An 18,539-nucleotide genomic window follows, 5' to 3' on the forward strand; every position below is an offset into this window, starting at 1 on the left:
CGGCCGTGCGGACCGCCCGGTCCGCACGGCCGGGGGCTCAGGGGCGGTAGGGACTGCGGTCGACCGCGCGCACCTCGCCCAGGGTGGACCACTCGTTGCGCCCCAGCCGGGCCAGCGGCCGCAGCCGCCCGGCCTCGGGCAGGCCGTCCCCGCCCATCACGCCCTCGTCCACCGCCACGTGCACCACCCGGCCGAAGACCACCGTGGAGGTGCCGAACCCCGCCGTCGAGTGCAGCGCGCACTCCAGCGCCACCGGGGAGGCCGCCACCCGGGGCGGACGCACCGCGGCGCTCTCCTCGCGCGTGATCCCCAGGGCCTCGAACTCGTCGACCTCCGGCGGGAAGTCGGTCCCGGACGCGTTGACCTCCTTCCACAGCGGCTCGGGCGCCAGGTTCACCACGAACTCGCCGGTGGCCTCCACGTTGCGCAGGGAGTCCTTGCGGCCGATGGACGTGAACTGCACGATCGCCGGATCGGCGCAGGCGATGGTGAAGAAGGAGTGGGGTGCCAGGTTGTCCACCCCGTCGGCGGAGGTGGTGGAGACCCAGGCGATCGGCCGCGGTACCACCACCGCGGTCATCATCCGGTAGAAGGCCCGGCCGGGCAGGTCCTCGGGAGTCCATTCGGTGCGCATGACCACCGATTATCCACAAGGTGCGGCCGACCCGTGACGACGCCCGCCGCGGCGGGCATACCCGGGCCATGGAACTGGTCTCAGCAGACGACATCCGCGCCGCGGCCGCCCGCCTCCAGGGCTCGGTCGTGCGCACCCCCCTGACGGCCGGCCCGCCCCAGGGCCCGCCGTTCCTCGTCAAACCCGAGAACCTGCAGCCGACCGGCGCGTTCAAGCTGCGCGGCGCCACCAACGCCGTCGCCCTGCTCAACCCCACCCAGCGCGCCCACGGCGTCATCACCCACTCCTCCGGCAACCACGGCCAGGCCCTGGCCTACGCCGCCGCCCGCCTGGGCGTCCCCTGCACGGTCGTCGTCCCCGACAACGCGCCCGAGGTCAAGGTGGACCGGATGCGCGACCGGGGCGCCCGGATCGTCCTCGTCCCACCAGCCGAGCGCGTCGGGACGGCCGAGGAGATCTCGCGCGCCGAACTGCTGGCCCTGGTCCCGCCCTTCGACGACCGCGCCGTCATCGCCGGTCAGGGCACGGTGGGCCTGGAGATCCTGGAGCAGTCGCCGGAGGTCACCACGATCGTCGTCCCGGTGGGCGGGGGCGGGCTGGCCTCGGGGGTCGCCACGGCGGCCTGGACCGTCCACCCCCGCCGGGTGCGGGTGATCGGGGTGGAACCGGAGCTGGCCGCCGACGCCGCCGAGAGCCTGGAACTGGGGCGCCGGGTCGCCTGGGAGCCCGAGCGCACCCACCGGACCATGGCCGACGGGGTGCGGGTGTGCCTGTCCGACCTCACCTTCGAGCACCTGCGCCACCGGCTGGACGGGATCGTCACCGTCACCGAGGAAGAGATCGCCCGGGCGGTCGCCCACCTGGCCCTGGGAGCGCGGGTGGTGGCCGAGCCCAGCGGGGCGCTGGCCGCCGCTGCCGTGCTGGCCGGGCGGGTGCCCGCGGTACCGGGGCGGCCCGAGGCGACGGTCGCGGTGGTCTCCGGCGGCAACGTCGATCCGGACCTGTTCTCCCGGATCATCGCCGAGTACCGCTGAGGGACCCGCAGGAGCGGACGGGGGCGGGGACGGTCGCCGGACCCGGTGACCGCGCGGGGCGGCCTGTGCCCGGTCGGCCGGGACCGGACCGCTCCGCTCCGGCCCCTCCCGGCCGCGCAGCGGGGCCGGGAGGAGCCGGAGGTACAGGAGGCCGGGGTCAGGCCGTGCCGCCGGAGCGCTTCCGGGCGGAGGCCTCGCGCTGTTCCCGCTCGCGGCGGTCCTCGCGGCGGCGCAGCGCCATGTCGCTCAGGGCGGCCGTGCCGAAGGCCAGGATGATCCCCGTGATCAGCAGCAGGGTCCACAGGGCGGTACCGAAGGAGTCGGGATCGGTCAACGGAACCTCCAAGGGGTGCGGAACGCCGACGCCCCAACCGTAATAGGCGTTAACTTTCGAACCCAGTGTTCGCTCAGGTGAACTGCGTCATACGCGGTGCACGAGAAGGGCCCGGGACCTCCGGGTCCCGGGCCCGAGCCCTACGGGGCGCCGCATCAGGCGGGGTCCGTGGCCGCGGGCCGGCCGCTGAGGGCGGTGGCGGGCCACGGACGGGCCGAGCCGGGGCGGGAGTTCGAGAAAACGATCTAGAGGATGGACCCCGGAGCGTACGCCGCCGCCCGCGGGTGCAGCTCCACGATGGCGTCGATCCTCTCCACCACCGCCGCGACCTGCTCGGCCGCCGCACCCGTGAACGTGATCCGGTCCGCGAGCAGGGCCTCCAGCTCGGCCCGGTCCAGCGGGAACCGCTCGTCCCCGCCCAGCCGCTCCAGCAGCCGGTTGCCCACGCCCTCCTGGCGCATCGCCAGCGCCGAGCCCACGGCGTGCTCCTTGATCAGCTCGTGCGCCGTCTCCCGGCCCACGCCCGCCCGCACCGCCGCCATCAGCATCTTCGTGGTGGCCAGGAACGGCAGGTACCGGTCCAGCTCCGCGGAGACCACCGCGGGGAAGGCGCCGAACTCGTCCAGCACCGTCAGCATCGTCTCGACCAGGCCGTCGAAGGCGAAGAACGCGTCCGGCAGCGCCACCCGGCGCACCACCGAACAGGAGACGTCGCCCTCGTTCCACTGGTCCCCGGCCAGTTCCCCGGCCATCGACGCGTACCCGCGCAGGACCACCGTCAGCCCGTTGACCCGCTCGCACGAGCGGGTGTTCATCTTGTGCGGCATCGCGGACGAGCCCACCTGGCCCTCGGCGAACCCCTCGGTGACCAGCTCGTGCCCGGCCATCAGCCGGATCGTCTTGGCCAGCGAGGACGGGCCCGCGGCCAGCTGGACCAGCGCCGTCAGCACCTCGAAGTCGAGGGAGCGCGGGTACACCTGGCCCACACTGGTGAACCGGTGGGTGAACCCCAGGTGCGCGGCCACCTCGTCCTCCAGCCGCGCCAGCGCGGCCCGGTCCCCGCCCAGCAGGTCCAGCATGTCCTGGGCGGTGCCCACCGGGCCCTTGATGCCGCGCAGCGGGTAGCGGGTGATCAGCTCCTCCAGCCGGCCGAACGCCACCAGCACCTCGTCGGCGATCGACGCGAACCGCTTGCCCAGCGTGGTGGCCTGCGCCGCCACGTTGTGCGAGCGGCCCGCCATCACCGTCGTGTCGTACTCGGCGCCCAGCCGGCCCAGCCGCGCCAGCAGCGCCACCGTGCGGTCGCGCACCAGCAGCAGGCTGTCGCGGACCTGCAGCTGCTCGACGTTCTCGGTCAGGTCGCGCGAGGTCATGCCCTTGTGCACGTGCTCGTGCCCGGCGAGGGCGTTGAACTCCTCGATCCGCGCCTTGACGTCGTGGCGGGTGACCCGCTCGCGGGCGGCGATGGACTCCAGGTCCACCTGCTCCAGGACCTTCTCGTAGTCGGCCACCACGCCGTCGGGGACGTCCACGCCCAGGCGCGCCTGCGCGCGCAGGACGGCCAGCCACAGCCGCCGTTCGGCGACCACCTTGTACTCCGGGGACCACAGCCGGGTCAGCTCCGCCGAGGCGTACCGGGCGGCCAGGACATCGGGGATAACGGGTTTCGCGCTCACGTTCGCCCACCCTACCGCGCTGAGCAGGGACACCCGCGCTCCGGACCCGGTCCGGGCGCCGGGCCCCGCACTCCGCCGCCCCGGGGGGGTAGGGCCGTCCCCACCCCCGGTCCGGTGGCCGGGCGGATTCCCCGCCGCTCCCCGGCTTCCTAACGTGGAGGCATGACCACAGGCACCGTAGGGCAGCGCCCCCGGAACGCGCCCGCAGACCTCCTCCGGGCGATGGCCCGCCCGCTCTTCCCCTTCTCCGGCTGGTCGCTGCGGGCGACCGCCTACGCGGCCACCACCGCGCTGATCGGCGTCCTCCTCATGGCCGTCGCCTTCCCGCTGTACGGCCCCTGGCTGGTGGTCGCCCTCGCCCTGGCCGAAACACCCGCGGACACGGGCGACCGGATGTTCCTCCTGGTCTCCGGGGTCCTGTCCGGGCTGCTCATGACGGTGTGCCTCGGCCCGCTGCTCGGCCTGCCGCTGGGGGCCCTGGAGCGCCGCCGCCTGCGCCTGGTCTCGCCCGCCCCCGCCGACAGCGGCCACCGGGTCCCCCCGCCCGGGCTGTGGGGCTGGATCAGGCTGCGCTACACCGAGGCCGCGACCTGGCGCGAGGTCGCCTACCTCTTCCTGTTCATGCCCATCGCGTTCCTCCTCATCATGGTGATGGGGACCCTGCTGAGCTTCGCGGTCCTCCTCCTGCTGGGTCCGGCACTGGTCGGGGACGCCCCCGGCTCCCAGATCAGCCTGGGGTTCGTCACCGCCACCACCGTCGAGGAGGCGCTGCCGCTGACCCTGCTCTCCCCGGTCGCGCTCCTGACCGCCGTCTACCTGTGCGGCCTCACCTCCTACGGCCACGGCGTCCTGGCCCGCGCCCTGCTGGTCGGCCCGCCCAAGGAGGAGCTGCGCGCCGAGCTCACCGAGGTCACCCACTCACGGGCCCGCCTCGTGGACGCCTTCGAGTACGAGCGCCGCCGCATCGAGCGCGACCTGCACGACGGTGCCCAGCAGCGGCTGGTGGCCCTGAACATGGACCTGGGCATGGCCCGGCTGGACGTCGAGGAGGGGTCCGAGGCCGACCGCCGGCTCGCCGCCGCCCAGCGCAAGGCCGACGAGCTCATCACCGAGCTGCGCGAGCTGGTCCGCGGCATCCACCCGCGCGTCCTCACCGACCGGGGCCTGCCCGCCGCCCTGGCCGAACTCGCCGACCACTCGCCCGTGCCGGTCACCGTCGAGGCGGACCTGCCGCGCCGACTCCCCGCCCACGTGGAGGGCACCGCCTACTTCGTGGTCGCGGAGGCGCTCACCAACGTCTACAAGCACACCGAGGCCAACGCCGCCACCGTGCACGCCTCCCTGTCCTCCGCGCCCGGCGGCGACGCCCTGGCGGTGGAGGTCACCGACTACGGGCCCGGCGGTGCGGACCCGGCGCGCGGCAGCGGCCTGACCGGGATGCGCGACCGCGTCGCGGTCATGGGCGGCACAATGGACCTGTCCAGCCCCCAGGGAGGGCCGACCCGCATCCGAGTGGAGCTGCCGTGCACGATCGACCGGACGGACCCGAGGTGACCCCCGTCCCCACCGTGCTCGCCGAGGACGGCGTGCTGCTGCGGGAGGGACTGGTGGGCGTCCTGGAACGCTTCGGGTTCCCCGTGGTGGCCGCCGTCGGAGACGGCGACGCCCTGCTGGAGGCCGCGGAGGAGCACCGGCCCGGCCTGGTCGTCACCGACATCCGCATGCCCCCGGACTTCACCGACGAGGGGCTGCGCGCCGCCGTCGAGCTCCGCCGCCGCCTGCCCGGGCTGGCGGTGGTGGCGCTCAGCCAGTACGTGGAGCTCAGCTACGCCTCCGACCTGCTCGACTCCGGCGCGGGCCGGGGGGTGGGCTACCTGCTCAAACAGCGGGTGGGCGACGTGCGCGAGTTCGCGTCGGTGCTGCGCCGGGTGGTGGAGGGCGCCACGTTCGTCGACCCCGAGGTGGTCCGCCAGCTGCTGCGCCGCCGCTCCGACCCGCTGGAGCGGCTCACCCCGCGCGAGCGCGAGGTGCTGGCGCTGATGGCCGAGGGGCACTCCAACGGGGCGATCGCCCGCCGCCTGGTGGTCAGCGACGCCGCCGTCGGCAAGCACGTGGGCAACATCCTCGCCAAGCTCGACCTGCCGCCCGACGAGGGCTCGCACCGCCGCGTCCACGCCGTCCTGGCCTACCTGCGCGGTACCTGAGCGGTCCGGACGCGGCGGGCGGTCCGGGCCCGCGCGCCCGGAGGGGACCGGGCGCCCCGCCCGGCCCCGGGCCGCGCCGGGACCTCCCGCAAGGGCCGGCCCCGGCCCGGCGTCAGTCCCTGGCGGTCCAGTCGATCCCCACGGCCGGCTCGTCGCCGACCACCCAGCCGTCGTGCCCGGGAGGGATGAACGCGGTCTGTCCGGCGGTCACCTCCGCCTCGGTGCCGTCCTCCATCCGCACCCGGACGGTGCCGGACAGCAGTACGAGCGTGTGGGTCAGCTCGCACTGGTCGGTGCCGACCATCTCCTTCATGTGCTCCGACCAGCGCCACCCCGGCTCCATGGTGGTCCGGAGGACGTTGTGCCCACCGATCCGGACGATCTCGGCGTGCCCGTGGTCGAACGACTGCTGCTCGTCGGGGGCGTCGAAGTCACCGACCTGGGGCTGGTCCACCGCCTCCTCGTCCCACGCCTGCACGGTGGTCTGGTGGGCGATGGCGCCGTCGCTCAGGTCCAGCATGGTGTTGCTCATGACCATGCTGCCGTCGGGGTAGACGCACCTCTCGGTGTAGGCGACGTGGTCCCCGTCCACGGCCACCTTGAGGACCTCGTGCGTCATGTCCCGGCCGCACAGCTCGCGCACGACCGGCTCGATGGCGTCCTTGCCGTGCAGCACCGCGGGGGACCCCGGCGGTGTGCGCTTGTCGAACATCTCCAGTTCGGCGTCGTCCTTGAACATCGCGATCAGGGTGTCGGCGTCCGTCTCCTCGATGGCGCGGCGGTAGGTGTCGGCATCGAAGTGGACGTCATTCTGCGTGGACATGTCCCGCTCCACAGGTGGACGAAGGGATGAGGAGGGGCGCGCGGCCGAGGGGCGGGCCCGGGGCGTCCCGTTAACGCCAGGGTGCGCCCGGCCCCGGTCCTGCGCGTGCCAAGAATCGGTGCTTTCTGGACAAGGGCCGCTGGGGCCGGGCCGCCGCGGGGCCCCGCGGCGGCCGACGTATCGTGGGGCGCAGGGCCCCCGGGCCCGACGGCCCAGGCGCGAGCCCCCCGCGCAGCCCCGGAGGAGAGCCGATGAGACCGACCGTCGCCGCACCCGAGAGCGTCACCTGGGCCGTCCACCTGGACCGCGCCATGTGGGTGGCGGGCGTGCGCGCCCTCATGCTCCAGGCCCTGCACCCGGTGGCGATGCAGGGCGTCTGGCAGCGGTCGGACTTTCGCAGCGACCCCACGGGACGGCTGCTGCGCACCGCCCACTTCGTGGCCGTCACCACCTACGGCTCCCCGGAGGAGGCCGAGCGCCTGGGCGCGCACATCCGCCGGGTGCACCGGGCGCTGTCGTTCACCGACCCCGCCACCGGCCGCCGCCACCGGGTCGACGAGCACGACCTGCTGGTGTGGGTGCACTGCGCCGAGGTGAGCTCCTACCTGGAGACCGCCGTGCGCGCCGGGGTGCCGCTCACCCCGGGCGAGTGCGACCGCTACCTCGACGAGCAGTCCGCCACCGCCGCCTACGTCGGCCTGTCGCGGGACGACGTCCCGCGCTCGGTCGCGGACATGCGCCGCTACCTGGCCGCGGTGCGGCCCGTGCTGCGCGCCACCCCCGAGGCCCGGCAGGCGGTCCGGTTCCTGCTCTGGCCGTCGGTGCCCGAGCACCTGTCCGCGCTGGCCCCGCTGCGGCCCCTGTGGTTCCCGGTCGGCGCCCTGTCCTACGCCACCCTGCCCGCCTGGGCGCGCCGCGAGTACGGCGTCCTGCCCCCGGTCCCGGGCGGGGAGGCCGCGGCCACCGCGGCCCTGCGCGCGCTGCGCGCCGGGCTCAACCGGGTGCCCGAGCGCTACTACAACCTCATCTTCGACGAGGCGACCCTGCGCAGCGCCGAGGAGGCCCGCGAACGCCTGCTCGCGGCCGGCTACCGGGTGGAGAACGGGTCCCGCGCGCTGCGCTCGCTCACCCGCTTCCGGGCCCCCGACACCACCGCCGTCCCCGCCCCGAGGGTCCCCGCCGAGTCCTGAACCGGAGCGCCGCACTCCCGGGAGGCCGACGGCCGCCCTGACCGGTCCCCCGGGGGTGACCTTCGACGCGTGGCCGGGCGGTCCGGATCGCGGATACCATTCCCGGCGGGCGCCCGCGGGCGCCCCGTTTCAGGGGAGGGGACCACCGATGACACGCACGCGGACCGAGGGCGCGGCCGGGGCCACGGACGCCGACGGCGTGCGCATGCTCACCGTCCGGCACGACGACCCCCGGGTGCAGGGGCTGCTCGACGGCCTGCTGGAGGAGTACACCGAGCGCTACGGGGCCGAGGGGGCCGCGAACGAGCTGTCCCGCTACCCGATCTCCGAGTTCGCCGCGCCCCACGGCCGGGTCGTTCTCGCCGAGATCGGCGGGGAGGTCGTCGCCGGGGGAGCGCTGCGCCCCTACCGCGTCCGGCCCGGGGAGCGTCCCGGCACCGCCGAGTTCAAGCGCATCTGGACCTGTGCCCGCCACCGGCGGCGCGGCCTGGGCCGCCGGGTCATGGCCGCCCTGGAGGACGCCGCCCGCGCCCTGGGCTACGCCGACGTCATCCTGTTCACCGGCCCCAACCAGCCCGAGGCGGTCGCCCTGTACGAGCGCATCGGCTACCGGTGGGTGGACCCCGCCTCCATCGACGACCTGCCCTACCCCAAGGCCATCCCCTTCGTGCAGCGGCTCTGACCGGCCCCGCCCCACGGGTGCGCGCCGGGCGCGCGGCCCCGGCCCCTGGGACGACCGGCGCCTCCGTCCACCGCCGGTCCGCCCGCACCCGCTCCACCTGCGACTTTGCCGGTCACGGAGGCATAACAAGGCGTGTTCGCGCGTTATGGGGTTCGCTATGTCCGCAGGGCGGCCCCGGTGCCTCCCGCCGCCGTACCATGGGCGGCGGGCCGCCACCCGCGGCCCCGCCCGGCCGCTGACCCCGCAGCGGCCGCACCGGTCAGCCATGACCCAGGACGACCACGACGAGGAGAGTCACGACGTGAGCGAGCAGCAGCGCCCCGGAGCCGACACGGGCACCTTCGTGTTCACGCCACGCAAGAACGGCCAGGCGCAGTCGGTCTCCGACGAGCTCGCCGCGTGGATGACCACCGGTTGGGCCGACACCGAGCGGCGCGACCTGGAGCCCATCGAGCAGGCCGCGCACACCGCCCGCCGCCGCGCCGCCGCGAGCGCCGCCTTCCCCGGTGAGCGCCTCGTCGTCCCGGCCGGGCAGCTGGTCACCCGCTCCAACGACACCGAGTACCCCTTCCGGGCCGCCACCGAGTACGCCTACCTCACCGGCGACACCTCCGACGGCGGCTGCCTGGTCCTCACCCCGCGCGCCGACGGCGGCCACGACTCCGTTCTCTACCTCAAGCCGCGCTCCAACCGCGAGAACGGCGAGTTCTGGCTCGGCGGCTACGGCGAACTGTGGACCGGCCGCCGCAACAGCCTCTCCGAGGCCGCCGACCTGTTCGGCGTTCCCACCGCCGACGTCACCACCCTGGCCGACGTCCTGCGCGCCACCGACACCGCCGTGCGCATCGTCCGCGGCCACGACGCCGGGCTCGACGCCATCGTCGACGAGGTGCGCGGCGACGCCGACGAGGAGGCCCGCGCCAAGTCCGCCGCCCTGGACGAGGAGCTCGCCGTCACCCTGGCCGACCACCGCCTGGTCAAGGACGAGTGGGAGATCGCCCAGCTCCGGCTGGCCGTCGACGCCACGGTGTGCGGCTTCGAGGACGTCGCCAGGACCCTGCCGCAGGCCAAGGACACCTCCGAGCGCTTCATCGAGGGCACGTTCTTCCTGCGCGCCCGGGTGGAGGGCAACGACGTCGGCTACGGCACCATCGCCGCCTCCGGCGCCAACGCCACCACCCTGCACTGGACCCGCAACGACGGCCCCGTCCGCGACGGCGACCTGCTGCTCCTCGACGCCGGCGTGGAGACCACCACCCTGTACACCGCCGACGTCACCCGCACCATGCCGGTCTCGGGCACCTTCACCGACGTCCAGCGCAGGGTGTACGACCTGGTGTACGCCGCCCAGGAGGCCGGTATCGCCGCCGTCGCCCCGGGCGCCCCCTTCATCGCCTTCCACGAGGCCTCCCAGCGGGTGCTGGCCGAGGGCCTGGTCGAGTGGGGCCTGCTGGAGGGCCCGGTGGACCGCATCCTGGAGCTGGGGCTCCAGCGCCGCTACACCCTCCACGGAACCGGCCACATGCTCGGCCTGGACGTGCACGACTGCGCGCTCTCCCGCCAGGAGGTCCACCTGTACGGCGACCTGAAGCCGGGCATGGTCCTCACCGTGGAGCCCGGACTGTACTTCCAGGCCGACGACACGACCGTCCCCGAGGAGCTGCGCGGCATCGGCGTGCGCATCGAGGACGACGTCCTGGTCACCGAGGACGGGCGCACCGTCCTGTCGGCAGGCCTGCCGCGCTCCTCCGCCGAGGTCGAGGCCTGGCTGGCCGAGCGCCTGCCGCGCTCCTGACCGCCGGTCCGCTCCCCGGGCCGCCCGCGCCGGGGACGGCGCGGGCGGCCCGGATTTTTTCCGGGTCCCCTCCCATCGGATGTCGAATCCCCGCCCCGTCGATCGTCACCCTTGCGAACCGCCCTCCCGGGTGGTCACTTGACATCCTCCCCCGTCGGAAAACGGGGGATTCCAGCGGTTCCCACTCGGAGAGTGGGAACCGCTGGGGTTCACGGACGCTCGACCGCTGGTGCGGTGTCGTCCCTCCGGCACGGGCCCCGAGGCCCGGGGCGGGGAGGCCCGCCCTGTCCTGCCGCGACGTTGTTGGCTGCGTTGGTGTCGGCATTGCAGGTGAAACCACAGTTGGTGCACGACCACTCGGCTTGGCTCTTGCGCGAGTTCTTGTCGATCCACTGGCAGTCGCTGCAACGCAGACTGGTGTAGGCGGCCGGGATGTCCTGTACCCGGCCGGGGGCCTTGTGCCCGGCCCGTTGCCGCAGGAGTCCCCATCCCTGGGCGAGGATCGCCCGGTTCAACCCGGCCTTCTGACGGACCAACCGACCCGGCTCGGCTGCGGTGCCGCGGGCGGAGCGGGTCATGTTCTTGATGCGCAGGTCCTCGAACCGGATGATGTCGAACGAACGCGCGAGCATGGTGCTCGTTTTCTCGCACCAGTCCTTGCGCCGGGCCGCCTCCCTCTCCCGTAGCCGGGCAATGTGGGCGTATTCGGTCTTCCGGGCGGGGCTGTCTTTGGGTGCGCGGGCGGCGCGCCGCTGGTGCTTGCGCACCCGGGCTCGTTCCTGGGCCGATAACTGCGGGCAGTTCAGAGTGCGCCCGTCCGACAGAGCGGCGGTGATGACCACGCCCCGATCGATGCCGACGGTCTCACCGTTGCCGGGAGCCTGGACCGGGTCCGGGGCCACGGCGAAGGACACGTGCCACTGCCCGGCCCGGTAGGTGACCCGGAACGTCTTGGCGTCGGGCAGTCCCCGGCGGGTGTTGCGGAACTTCACCCAACCGCACCCGGGAACCTTGACCTGCGCCCATTTGCGGTTGAGTTTCTCGACCCGTACCTGCCGGTGCATGACCCGCCTGCCCTTGGCGTTGAGCACCGGCTTCCCGTCAGCGGTCCAGGCGGGGACCCGGTCGGTGCCGATGACCCGGAAGCCCTCGTGCTGGTATTTCTTGCGCCTGCCCGGGTATCCGTGGGTGCCGTTGAAGAAGTTGACCAGCGCTTGGTCGAAGTCGCGCAGCGCCTGCTGCTGGACGTCGGCGTTGCCCGAGGCCACCCAGGAGAAGTAGTCCGCCTCCTCCGGGGTGAGATCGGCGGCGAGGGTGCGGCGCACCTCGGTGAGCATCGCGCACATCCCCACCCACCGTGCTGGGCGGGCGGTGCGGGCCCCGCCCTTGCAGTACGTGGTGTTGACCTCCCAAGCCAGGTTCCAGGCATGCCGCGCCTGCGCGCAGTGGCCGAACAGCACGGCCTCCTGCGCACGGGTGGGGTATAACCGGAACCTCGACATGAACGCTATATTAGCACTCTGTAAGCTACTGTATGGGTATGAAGAGAAAGACGCCCTACATCTCGGTGAACCTCACCGAGCCCGCACGCGACGCCCTACGCCAGGCCACTCTGGCACTGACCACCGACGCGCAACGACGCCTGTCCATGTCCGCCGTCCTTGTCGCCGCACTGCGCGTGGCCCAGAACCACCGGCAGGAGCTACTGGAGGAACTGAAGAAGGGTGCGTGAGGACGCTGGATCGATCTGGCGGCGAATCCGGATTCTCCTGGGCCGCACCGGTCCGGCCCGGGCCGCCTACGACCGGGCGGTCTCCCTCACCACCGACCCGCCCTCCCGCGCCCGACTGGAGGACGAGCGCGACGCCCTCGGCTGATCCGCGCGGGGCGGCCTCGGGCGCGCCCCGGCCCGTGCCGGAGCCCGCGGCCGCTCAGCCGAACCGCACGAACGCGCGCAGCGGCGGCCTGTGGTCGTGCACCTCCGTGAACCCGAGGGCCTCGTAGAACGCCCGCTGCCTGTCCTCGTCGTCGGTGAGCAGCACCCGCTGCCGGACGCCGGGGTACCCGGCGAACAGCTCCTCCAGCAGCCGCCGCCCCAGCCCTCCGCGCTGCTCGGCGGGGGCCACCGGCGCGTCCTGGACGTACACGACGGTCTCCCCGTCGGAGACCGACCGGGCCGGCCCCACGAGGCGGCCGTCCCGGCGGGCGGCCACCACCCGGTGGGACCCGGCCAGGGCCCGCAGCAGCCCCTCCGGATCGCGGGTGTAGGCGTCCCAGCCCACCGACCCGTACAGCTCCAGCACCTCGTCGCGCGCCGGCTCCCGCGCCGCGCACGCCCGCACCTCGACCTCGACCATGTTCCGCCCCCTCCTCCGAGGAACAGGAGTCTCCCACGGTCCGGGCCTCCCGCACACGGGGGCGGCCCCGCCACCGCGGCACGACCGCGTGCCGGGGGCGGCCGTCAGGCGGTGGCGCGCGGCAGGGTGATGGTCACGCACGTGCCCGCCGGTCCGCTGTCGACCTCCACCCGCCCGCCCTGGGCCGCCACCAGCGAGTGCACCACCGCCAGCCCCAGCCCGGCGATGCGCCCCGGCCCGCCCGCGCGCGTGGTCACGAACGGCTCGAACACGCGCGGCAGCACCTCCGGGTCGATCCCCGCCCCGTCGTCCGCCACCACCAGCGCGACCTCCTCCCCGGACCCGTGCGCCGACACCGTCACCCGGGTCCCCGCCGGGTTGTGGTCGACCGCGTTGCCGACCAGGTTGGCCAGGCACTGCTCCAACCGGGCCTGGTCGCCGAGCAGCACCACCGGCGGCGGCTCCTCCACGGCGACCGCCTCCCGCGCGGGCAGCGCCGCCGCGCGCGAGCGCACCTCGTCGAACAGGTCGGGCAGGAACACCGGCCCGCGGTCGGCGTCGATCTCGTCGCCGCCGCGCGCCACCGCCATCAGGTCCTCCAGCACCCTCCGCAAACGGCCCAGCTCGGTGCGCACCACATCCGCCTCCGCCCCGCCCAGCAGCTCCAGGTGACCCTCGGCGACGGCCAGCGGGGTGCGCACCTCGTGGGAGATCGCGGCCAGGTACCGGCGCCGGTCGGCGTCGGCCGCCTCGATCCGGTCCAGCATGCCGTTGATCTCCCCGGCCAGTTCGCCGATCTCGTCACGGCTGCCGGGGACGGGCACCCGCGCCGCCAGGTCGGCGGGGGAGACCTCCTTGGCCGCCGCCGACACCTCCCGCACCGGCCGCAGCGTGCGCCGCACCACCGCCCACAGCAGCAGCCCGCCCCCGGCCAGGCCCACCGCGCCCGCCGCGCCGACACTCGCCAGCACCGCCCCGGCCGCCTCCCGCGACGGCTCCAGCGGCGCCGCCACCGTCACCACCGCCACCTGCGCACCGTCCCCGTCCACCACCGCGGCGTCCATCACGCGCAGGGGCCCGGCGCCGCTGTCCACCGTGCGCAGGGTGCCCGGTTCCACCGGCGGCGCGTCGGACCCGCTCATGAGGGTCGCCACCGCCCCCGGCCCCCCGGTGCTCTGCAACCGCACCCCTCCCGCGGACACCAGCGTCACGTGCCGGGCCCCGCTGGGCCGCGTCGCCAGCGCCTGCCGCGCCGCCCGCTGCGCCTCCGGGCCCGACACCACCCCGTCCAGCCCGGCGGCGGCAGGCAGCCGGACCCCGAGCGCCTCGCCCACCAGCGCCGACTCCTCCCGCAGCAGCCGGTCCACGTCGGCGCGGCCCGACACCCGCACCATCTCGTAGGTGAGCAGGGCGACCCCGCCGATCACCAGCGCCATCACCAGCAGGGCCCGGAGCACCACCCGGGCGGTGAGGTTCACCGGTCACCGCCGAGCCGGTACCCGACCCCGCGCACCGTCACGATCCGCTCCGCGCCCAGCTTGCGGCGCAGCTGGCTGATGTACACCTCCACCACGTTCGACGCCCCGTCGAAGTCGTAGCCCCACACCCGGTCCAGCAGCTGCGGCTGGGAGAACACCTGTCCCGGGTGGCGCACCAGCACCTCCAGCAGCGCGAACTCGCGCGCCGACAGGGTGACCGTGGCCCCGTCCACCGAAGCGGTGCGCGCCCCCAGGTCCAGGACGAGGCCCCCGGCCGCCAGCACGTCGCCGCGCTCCTGCCCGCCGGTGCGCAGCCGGGCCCGCACCCGGGCCAGCAGCTCGCTCACACTGAAGGGCTTGACCATGTAGTCGTCGGCCCCGGCGTCCAGGTTCGAGACCCGGTCGCTCACGGCGTCCTTGGCGGTCAGCACGATCACCGGTACCGAGGGGCGGCGGCGCCGCAGCCTGCGCAGCACCTCCTCGCCCGGGATGCCCGGCAGGCCCAGGTCCAGGACCACCAGCTCGACGTCGGGGGACAGGGCCATCGTCAGCCCGTCGACGCCGTCGGAGGCGACCAGCACCCGGTGCCCGGCGCTCTCCAGGCCGCGCCGCACGAAGGAGACGATTCCCTCCTCGTCCTCCACCACCAGAATCGCCACGCCCCCGCGCCCCTCTCCCCGTCGGTCGTCGCCCCAGCCTCCCAGGGGGCGCTGAGCCCTCCCTGAGCGCAACCTGAAGGCGGCCTTCAGGTTGCGCTCAGGCCCCCATCATCCCGCCGTCCCATGCTGGAGGCAGTGAACGGGACATCCACGGGTAAGGACACCACGATGCAGAAGCGGACCACGATCCTCCTCGCCTCCTCCGCCGCCGCCGGGCTGCTGGCCGTCGGCGCGGTCGGCGGCCACCTGCTGCTCGACGACCCGGAGCAGCGGATCGAGCCGATCGGCCTGACCGGGTTCTCCGCCGGGGCCGCCCCGGTCGGCGAGGACGGCGGCGGCACCTCGGCCACCAGGCCCGTCGAGGGCCTCGAACAGCTCGTCGGTGAACTGCGCGCCGACGGCGACGACAGGGACGACTGGAGCGTGGCCGGGGTGGACGTCGACTTCGGCCCCGAGGAGTGGCTGCTCACCGACCCCGTCCTGGAGGACTACGACGGCGACGGCACCGCCGCCCCCCTGCCGGAGGAGCTGCGCGGGCTGGAGGGCACCGAGGTCACCCTGGGCGTCCGCTACGAGGAGGACGACGACGGAGAGCGCGAGGACGCCGACGTCTACACCGTCAACGGGCTGAACCTGCGCGACCCGGACGGCGGACCGGCCCCCTGGGACGACTCCGGTGAGACGGGCGAGGCCGACCGCGCCGCCGTCGAGGCCGCGGCGGCGGCCGCCGTGGGCGAGGGTGCCCGCGCGGTGGGCGCCGACCTCGACGACGAGGACGGCCACCGGACCTGGGACGTCGAGGTGCGCGGCGCCGACGGCCGCGAGTACGACGTCATCGTCGACCTGTCCGGCGAGGTCGTCGACGTCCGCGAGGACGACTGAGCGGCCCGCGCCGTCCCGTCCCCGGTACCCGCCCGGCTTCCGGCCGCCCCTGGCGCCGACCAGGGAACCGGAACCGGCCCCGCGCGGCCCGGGTGGGGGCTCCGTCCGGGCCGTCTCCCCGGCAGCCGCCGGGGCGACGCCGTTCTCCGCGGTGACCGGCGCCCCTCCCCGGCCTCCCGCCGGGACCGGGGCCCGGGCGTGTCGCCGCCCTCGGCCGGGGTCTGCGCCGGACCGGCTCCTCCCGGCCCGTCCGCCGTTCCCGGCCCGGATGGCGGACCTTGGTCCCCCAAAGGACGAAAAAGCTTCCCCACGGACTTTTCGTCGGCAATTATGCGTCCTTTGTGATTTTCTTTCTCGCAGGTTTCTCAGAGCCCCGGGAATTTCCCTCCCCCCTTTCTGGAAAAGCCGGTCCCCGCGGCTCTCCCTGCCCTAACATCCCCACTGTCATGAGCAGAAGGTCCCGGCCGCCGATTTTCGCGCGCCGGGCCCACGGCGCGGCCCGCGGGGCCGTGGACAGGGGCGGGAATGATTCACTCGTCGGTGCAGCCGGCACGGACCTCCGCGGCCGCACTCCCGGTGGAGGCCGCGCGGGCGCGGAGCGGAGCGGAGTGGTGGTGGTTCACCGCCCGGCTGCTGACCGGCGGCGGTCCGGTCGGCCTCGTGGTCGCCTTCCTCCGGCACGGCGCCCCCGGGCCGGAGCGGGGGCTGCCCGACTCCCACGCGGTGCTGTGGGCGCGCAGCGGCCCCGCCGCCGCCCACGGCGTCCGAACGTGGATGGACGCGGGCTGCCTGGAACTCCTCCGGGCGGCGGCCGCCGCCGACCGCGGCACCGACCCCCGCGTCCGCGCCGCCCTGGCGGAGACACTGCTGCGGCAGGAGGACCTGCACCCCGACCGCGTCCTGCCGGCCCCCGTCCGCACCGGAGGCGACCGGCTGGACCTCGACTTCGGGGTGGCCCGGCTCCGGGAGGAGGGCGCCGGCCACGTCATCGAGGCCGACGGCGAGAACGGGTTCTCCCTCGCCCTCACCCCGCGCAAACCCGCCCTGGTCAGGTCCCGCCCCGGAGCCGGGCGGTGGTCCCCGGCGGACGCCGCCGACACCCGCGTCCGCACCGTCCCCCGCCTGGAGGCGCGGGGTGTGCTGAAGGACGGCCTGCGGGAGGAGCGGGTCACCGGGGACGGCTGGTACGAGCACATCGACGCCGGTCCCTGGTACCGAGCCGACCGCTCCCGCCCGGCGGACGCCCCGGTGTGGATCTGGGCGGGGCTGCGCCTGGACGACGGCTGGGAGCTGGAGGTCCACCGCACCGGCCCCGGCCCCTCCGCGGGGGCCACCGTCGTGGCCATCTCGCCCGAGGGGGAGCCGGTGGCGGCCCCCGCGAGGGTGGCGGCCCGGGACCCCTGGACCTCCCTGCCCAGCCTCAACACCTACCCGGCCGCCTGGGAGGTCGAAGCCCCCGACCTGGGCCTGCGCCTGTCCGTGAGGTCCTGGTTCCCGCGGCAGGAGATCCGCTCCCTGCTCCTGGGCCCGGGCATGCTCTGCGCGCACGTCGACGCCGAGGGCGCTCTGGCCGGCAGGCGCGTACGGGGCCACGGCGTATGGGAGGAGTTCCCCGACAACAGGGTCGGCGACTTCGAGCGGCACGTCACCAGGATCCGTGACGTGACCCTGGAGGAGATCGACCGCCTCTACCCGCCGATCCCGCGGGACACCCCCATGAGCGCCGCCGGATGCGAGGACCGCCCCGAGCGGTTCGACCCGGGGGCCGCGGACGACCTGCACGCCTCCCTCATCGAACCGATGCGCCACGCCACCGGGGGCCTGGGCAAGAGCTGGCGCTCCTACGTGGCCGTGGCGGCGATCGAGCTGTGCGGAGGGGACAGCGAACCCTACCGGCCCCTGCTGGCCGCCACGGAACTCTTCCACACCGGTTCCCTGGTCGTCGACGACGTCCAGGACGGCTCGCCGCTGCGCCGGGGGCGCCCGGCGGCGCACACGGTCTTCGGGGTCCCCGCCGCCATCAACGCGGGGACCGCCGCCTACTTCGCGTTCGACCGGGTCATCGACGAGGTGCTGGCGGACGACGACGCGCTGCGGCTGCGGGCCTACCGGACCTACCTGTGGGCGCTGCGCGCGGGCCACGCCGGCCAGGCCCTCGACATCGCCGGACACCGGTCGGCCATGGACCGGGCGGTCGCCACAGGCGACGCCCGACCGCTGCTCAACCGCATCCGCACCGTGCACCGCCTCAAGACGGCGGCCCCCGTCCGGGGGGTGGCCGAGATCGGCGCCCGCATCGCGGGAGCGGACGACGGCCTGGTGCGGACCCTGGGCGACTACTTCGAGGCCGTCGGCCTCGCCTACCAGATCAGCGACGACGTCATGGACCTGAGGGGCGTCACCGCGCGCTCCTCCACGGGCTCCAGCGAGCCCACCAAGCACACCGCCGAGGACCTGCGCGCGGGCAAGGCCACCATGCCGCTGGCCCACGCCGTGGGACTCCTGCCCGCCGAGCGCGTGCGGCGGATCTGGGAGACCGTCAGGGACGGCTGCGAGGACAGGGACGCCATCGCCTCCGCGGTGGAGGACCTGGAGGGGTGCGGGGCGGTCTCCGCCTGCGAGGAGGAGGCCGCGCGCCTGGTCGCGGCCGCCTGGGAGCCCCTCCGGGACCTCCTGCCCGCGGGATGGGCCACCGTGCACGCCCGCGCCCTGGGCTCCTACGCCGCGAACCGGGAATCCGAGTGATCCCCGCGCGAGCCCGGGCGGTCCCCGCGCCGCCCTCCACCGTTCC

Annotated in this window: 18 protein-coding genes; 10 read left to right on the forward strand and 8 right to left on the reverse strand. The window is 74.7% G+C overall.

Annotated features, from left to right (window positions below):
* Positions 1–37 precede the first annotated feature (37 nt).
* Positions 38–634 (reverse strand): flavin reductase family protein, encoded by a 597-nt coding sequence (locus ACSUPR_RS28585; RefSeq protein ID WP_436888105.1) that lies wholly within the window; start codon positions 632–634, stop codon positions 38–40.
* Between the two features lie 68 nt (positions 635–702).
* Between ACSUPR_RS28585 and ACSUPR_RS28590 the strand changes: the two genes are divergently transcribed.
* Entirely contained in the window at positions 703–1,668 is a 966-nt protein-coding gene (locus ACSUPR_RS28590) for a threonine ammonia-lyase (protein WP_436892176.1), read from the forward strand.
* 157 nt (positions 1,669–1,825) lie between these two features.
* Here ACSUPR_RS28590 and ACSUPR_RS28595 read toward each other — a convergent pair whose 3' ends face one another.
* Entirely contained in the window at positions 1,826–2,002 is a 177-nt protein-coding gene (locus ACSUPR_RS28595) for a hypothetical protein (RefSeq protein WP_436888107.1), read from the reverse strand.
* A 245-nt stretch (positions 2,003–2,247) separates the two neighbouring features.
* Entirely contained in the window at positions 2,248–3,678 is a 1,431-nt protein-coding gene (purB, locus tag ACSUPR_RS28600; protein WP_436888109.1) for an adenylosuccinate lyase, read from the reverse strand.
* Positions 3,679–3,840: 162 nt separating this feature from the next.
* On the opposite strand from purB, the gene ACSUPR_RS28605 reads away from it, so the two are divergent.
* Complete coding sequence (locus ACSUPR_RS28605; RefSeq protein WP_436888111.1) at positions 3,841–5,232, forward strand: sensor histidine kinase; 1,392 nt, start codon at positions 3,841–3,843, stop codon at positions 5,230–5,232.
* On the forward strand, positions 5,202–5,882 hold the full coding sequence (locus tag ACSUPR_RS28610) for a response regulator (protein WP_436888112.1): 681 nt from the start codon (positions 5,202–5,204) through the stop codon (positions 5,880–5,882). Before ACSUPR_RS28605 ends, ACSUPR_RS28610 begins: the two co-directional genes overlap by 31 nt.
* Before the next feature lie 112 nt (positions 5,883–5,994).
* Here the strand turns inward: ACSUPR_RS28610 and ACSUPR_RS28615 are convergent, their stop codons facing one another.
* Positions 5,995–6,705 (reverse strand): nuclear transport factor 2 family protein, encoded by a 711-nt coding sequence (locus ACSUPR_RS28615; protein WP_436888113.1) that lies wholly within the window; start codon positions 6,703–6,705, stop codon positions 5,995–5,997.
* Positions 6,706–6,956: 251 nt separating this feature from the next.
* Between ACSUPR_RS28615 and ACSUPR_RS28620 the strand changes: the two genes are divergently transcribed.
* The 3 genes from ACSUPR_RS28620 (at position 6,957) to ACSUPR_RS28630 (ending at position 10,372) form a co-directional block, all read left to right on the forward strand.
* Entirely contained in the window at positions 6,957–7,895 is a 939-nt protein-coding gene (locus tag ACSUPR_RS28620) for an oxygenase MpaB family protein (protein ID WP_436888115.1), read from the forward strand.
* A 148-nt stretch (positions 7,896–8,043) separates the two neighbouring features.
* Entirely contained in the window at positions 8,044–8,577 is a 534-nt protein-coding gene (locus ACSUPR_RS28625; protein WP_436888117.1) for a GNAT family N-acetyltransferase, read from the forward strand.
* 301 nt (positions 8,578–8,878) lie between these two features.
* The gene (locus tag ACSUPR_RS28630) at positions 8,879–10,372 is read left to right on the forward strand and encodes an aminopeptidase P family protein (RefSeq protein WP_436892177.1); all 1,494 of its coding nucleotides are present in this window, start codon (positions 8,879–8,881) and stop codon (positions 10,370–10,372) included.
* A 209-nt stretch (positions 10,373–10,581) separates the two neighbouring features.
* On the opposite strand, the gene ACSUPR_RS28635 is transcribed toward ACSUPR_RS28630, so the two are convergent.
* Entirely contained in the window at positions 10,582–11,874 is a 1,293-nt protein-coding gene (locus ACSUPR_RS28635; protein ID WP_436888119.1) for an RNA-guided endonuclease InsQ/TnpB family protein, read from the reverse strand.
* A gap of 38 nt (positions 11,875–11,912) precedes the next feature.
* On the opposite strand from ACSUPR_RS28635, the gene ACSUPR_RS28640 reads away from it, so the two are divergent.
* Both ACSUPR_RS28640 and ACSUPR_RS28645 read left to right on the forward strand, forming a co-directional pair.
* Positions 11,913–12,104, forward strand: coding sequence for a hypothetical protein (locus tag ACSUPR_RS28640; RefSeq protein ID WP_436888121.1), 192 nt, complete (start codon positions 11,913–11,915; stop codon positions 12,102–12,104).
* Positions 12,097–12,249 carry a hypothetical protein gene (locus tag ACSUPR_RS28645; protein ID WP_436888123.1) on the forward strand — a complete coding sequence of 51 codons (153 nt, stop codon included), beginning with the start codon at positions 12,097–12,099 and terminating at the stop codon, positions 12,247–12,249. Before ACSUPR_RS28640 ends, ACSUPR_RS28645 begins: the two co-directional genes overlap by 8 nt.
* 54 nt (positions 12,250–12,303) lie before the next feature.
* Here ACSUPR_RS28645 and ACSUPR_RS28650 read toward each other — a convergent pair whose 3' ends face one another.
* The 3 genes from ACSUPR_RS28650 to ACSUPR_RS28660 all read right to left on the reverse strand — a co-directional run bounded on the left by ACSUPR_RS28650 (position 12,304) and on the right by ACSUPR_RS28660 (position 14,866).
* Positions 12,304–12,729, reverse strand: a complete 426-nt coding sequence (locus tag ACSUPR_RS28650) for a GNAT family N-acetyltransferase (protein ID WP_436888125.1) — start codon at positions 12,727–12,729, stop codon at positions 12,304–12,306.
* A 104-nt stretch (positions 12,730–12,833) separates the two neighbouring features.
* Positions 12,834–14,207, reverse strand: a complete 1,374-nt coding sequence (locus ACSUPR_RS28655; RefSeq protein ID WP_436888127.1) for a HAMP domain-containing sensor histidine kinase — start codon at positions 14,205–14,207, stop codon at positions 12,834–12,836.
* The gene (locus tag ACSUPR_RS28660; protein ID WP_436888130.1) at positions 14,204–14,866 is read right to left on the reverse strand and encodes a response regulator transcription factor; all 663 of its coding nucleotides are present in this window, start codon (positions 14,864–14,866) and stop codon (positions 14,204–14,206) included. The genes ACSUPR_RS28655 and ACSUPR_RS28660 overlap by 4 nt, the downstream gene beginning before the upstream one ends.
* A gap of 168 nt (positions 14,867–15,034) precedes the next feature.
* Here ACSUPR_RS28660 and ACSUPR_RS28665 point away from each other — a divergent pair, with 168 nt between their 5' ends.
* Both ACSUPR_RS28665 and ACSUPR_RS28670 read left to right on the forward strand, forming a co-directional pair.
* Positions 15,035–15,748, forward strand: coding sequence for a PepSY domain-containing protein (locus ACSUPR_RS28665; protein WP_436888132.1), 714 nt, complete (start codon positions 15,035–15,037; stop codon positions 15,746–15,748).
* Positions 15,749–16,288: 540 nt separating this feature from the next.
* Positions 16,289–18,493 (forward strand): polyprenyl synthetase family protein, encoded by a 2,205-nt coding sequence (locus tag ACSUPR_RS28670; RefSeq protein WP_436888134.1) that lies wholly within the window; start codon positions 16,289–16,291, stop codon positions 18,491–18,493.
* The last annotated feature ends 46 nt before the right edge of the window (positions 18,494–18,539 follow it).

It is taken from the genome of Nocardiopsis dassonvillei (genome assembly GCF_964273065.1).
Taxonomy (GTDB): domain Bacteria; phylum Actinomycetota; class Actinomycetes; order Streptosporangiales; family Streptosporangiaceae; genus Nocardiopsis; species Nocardiopsis dassonvillei_B.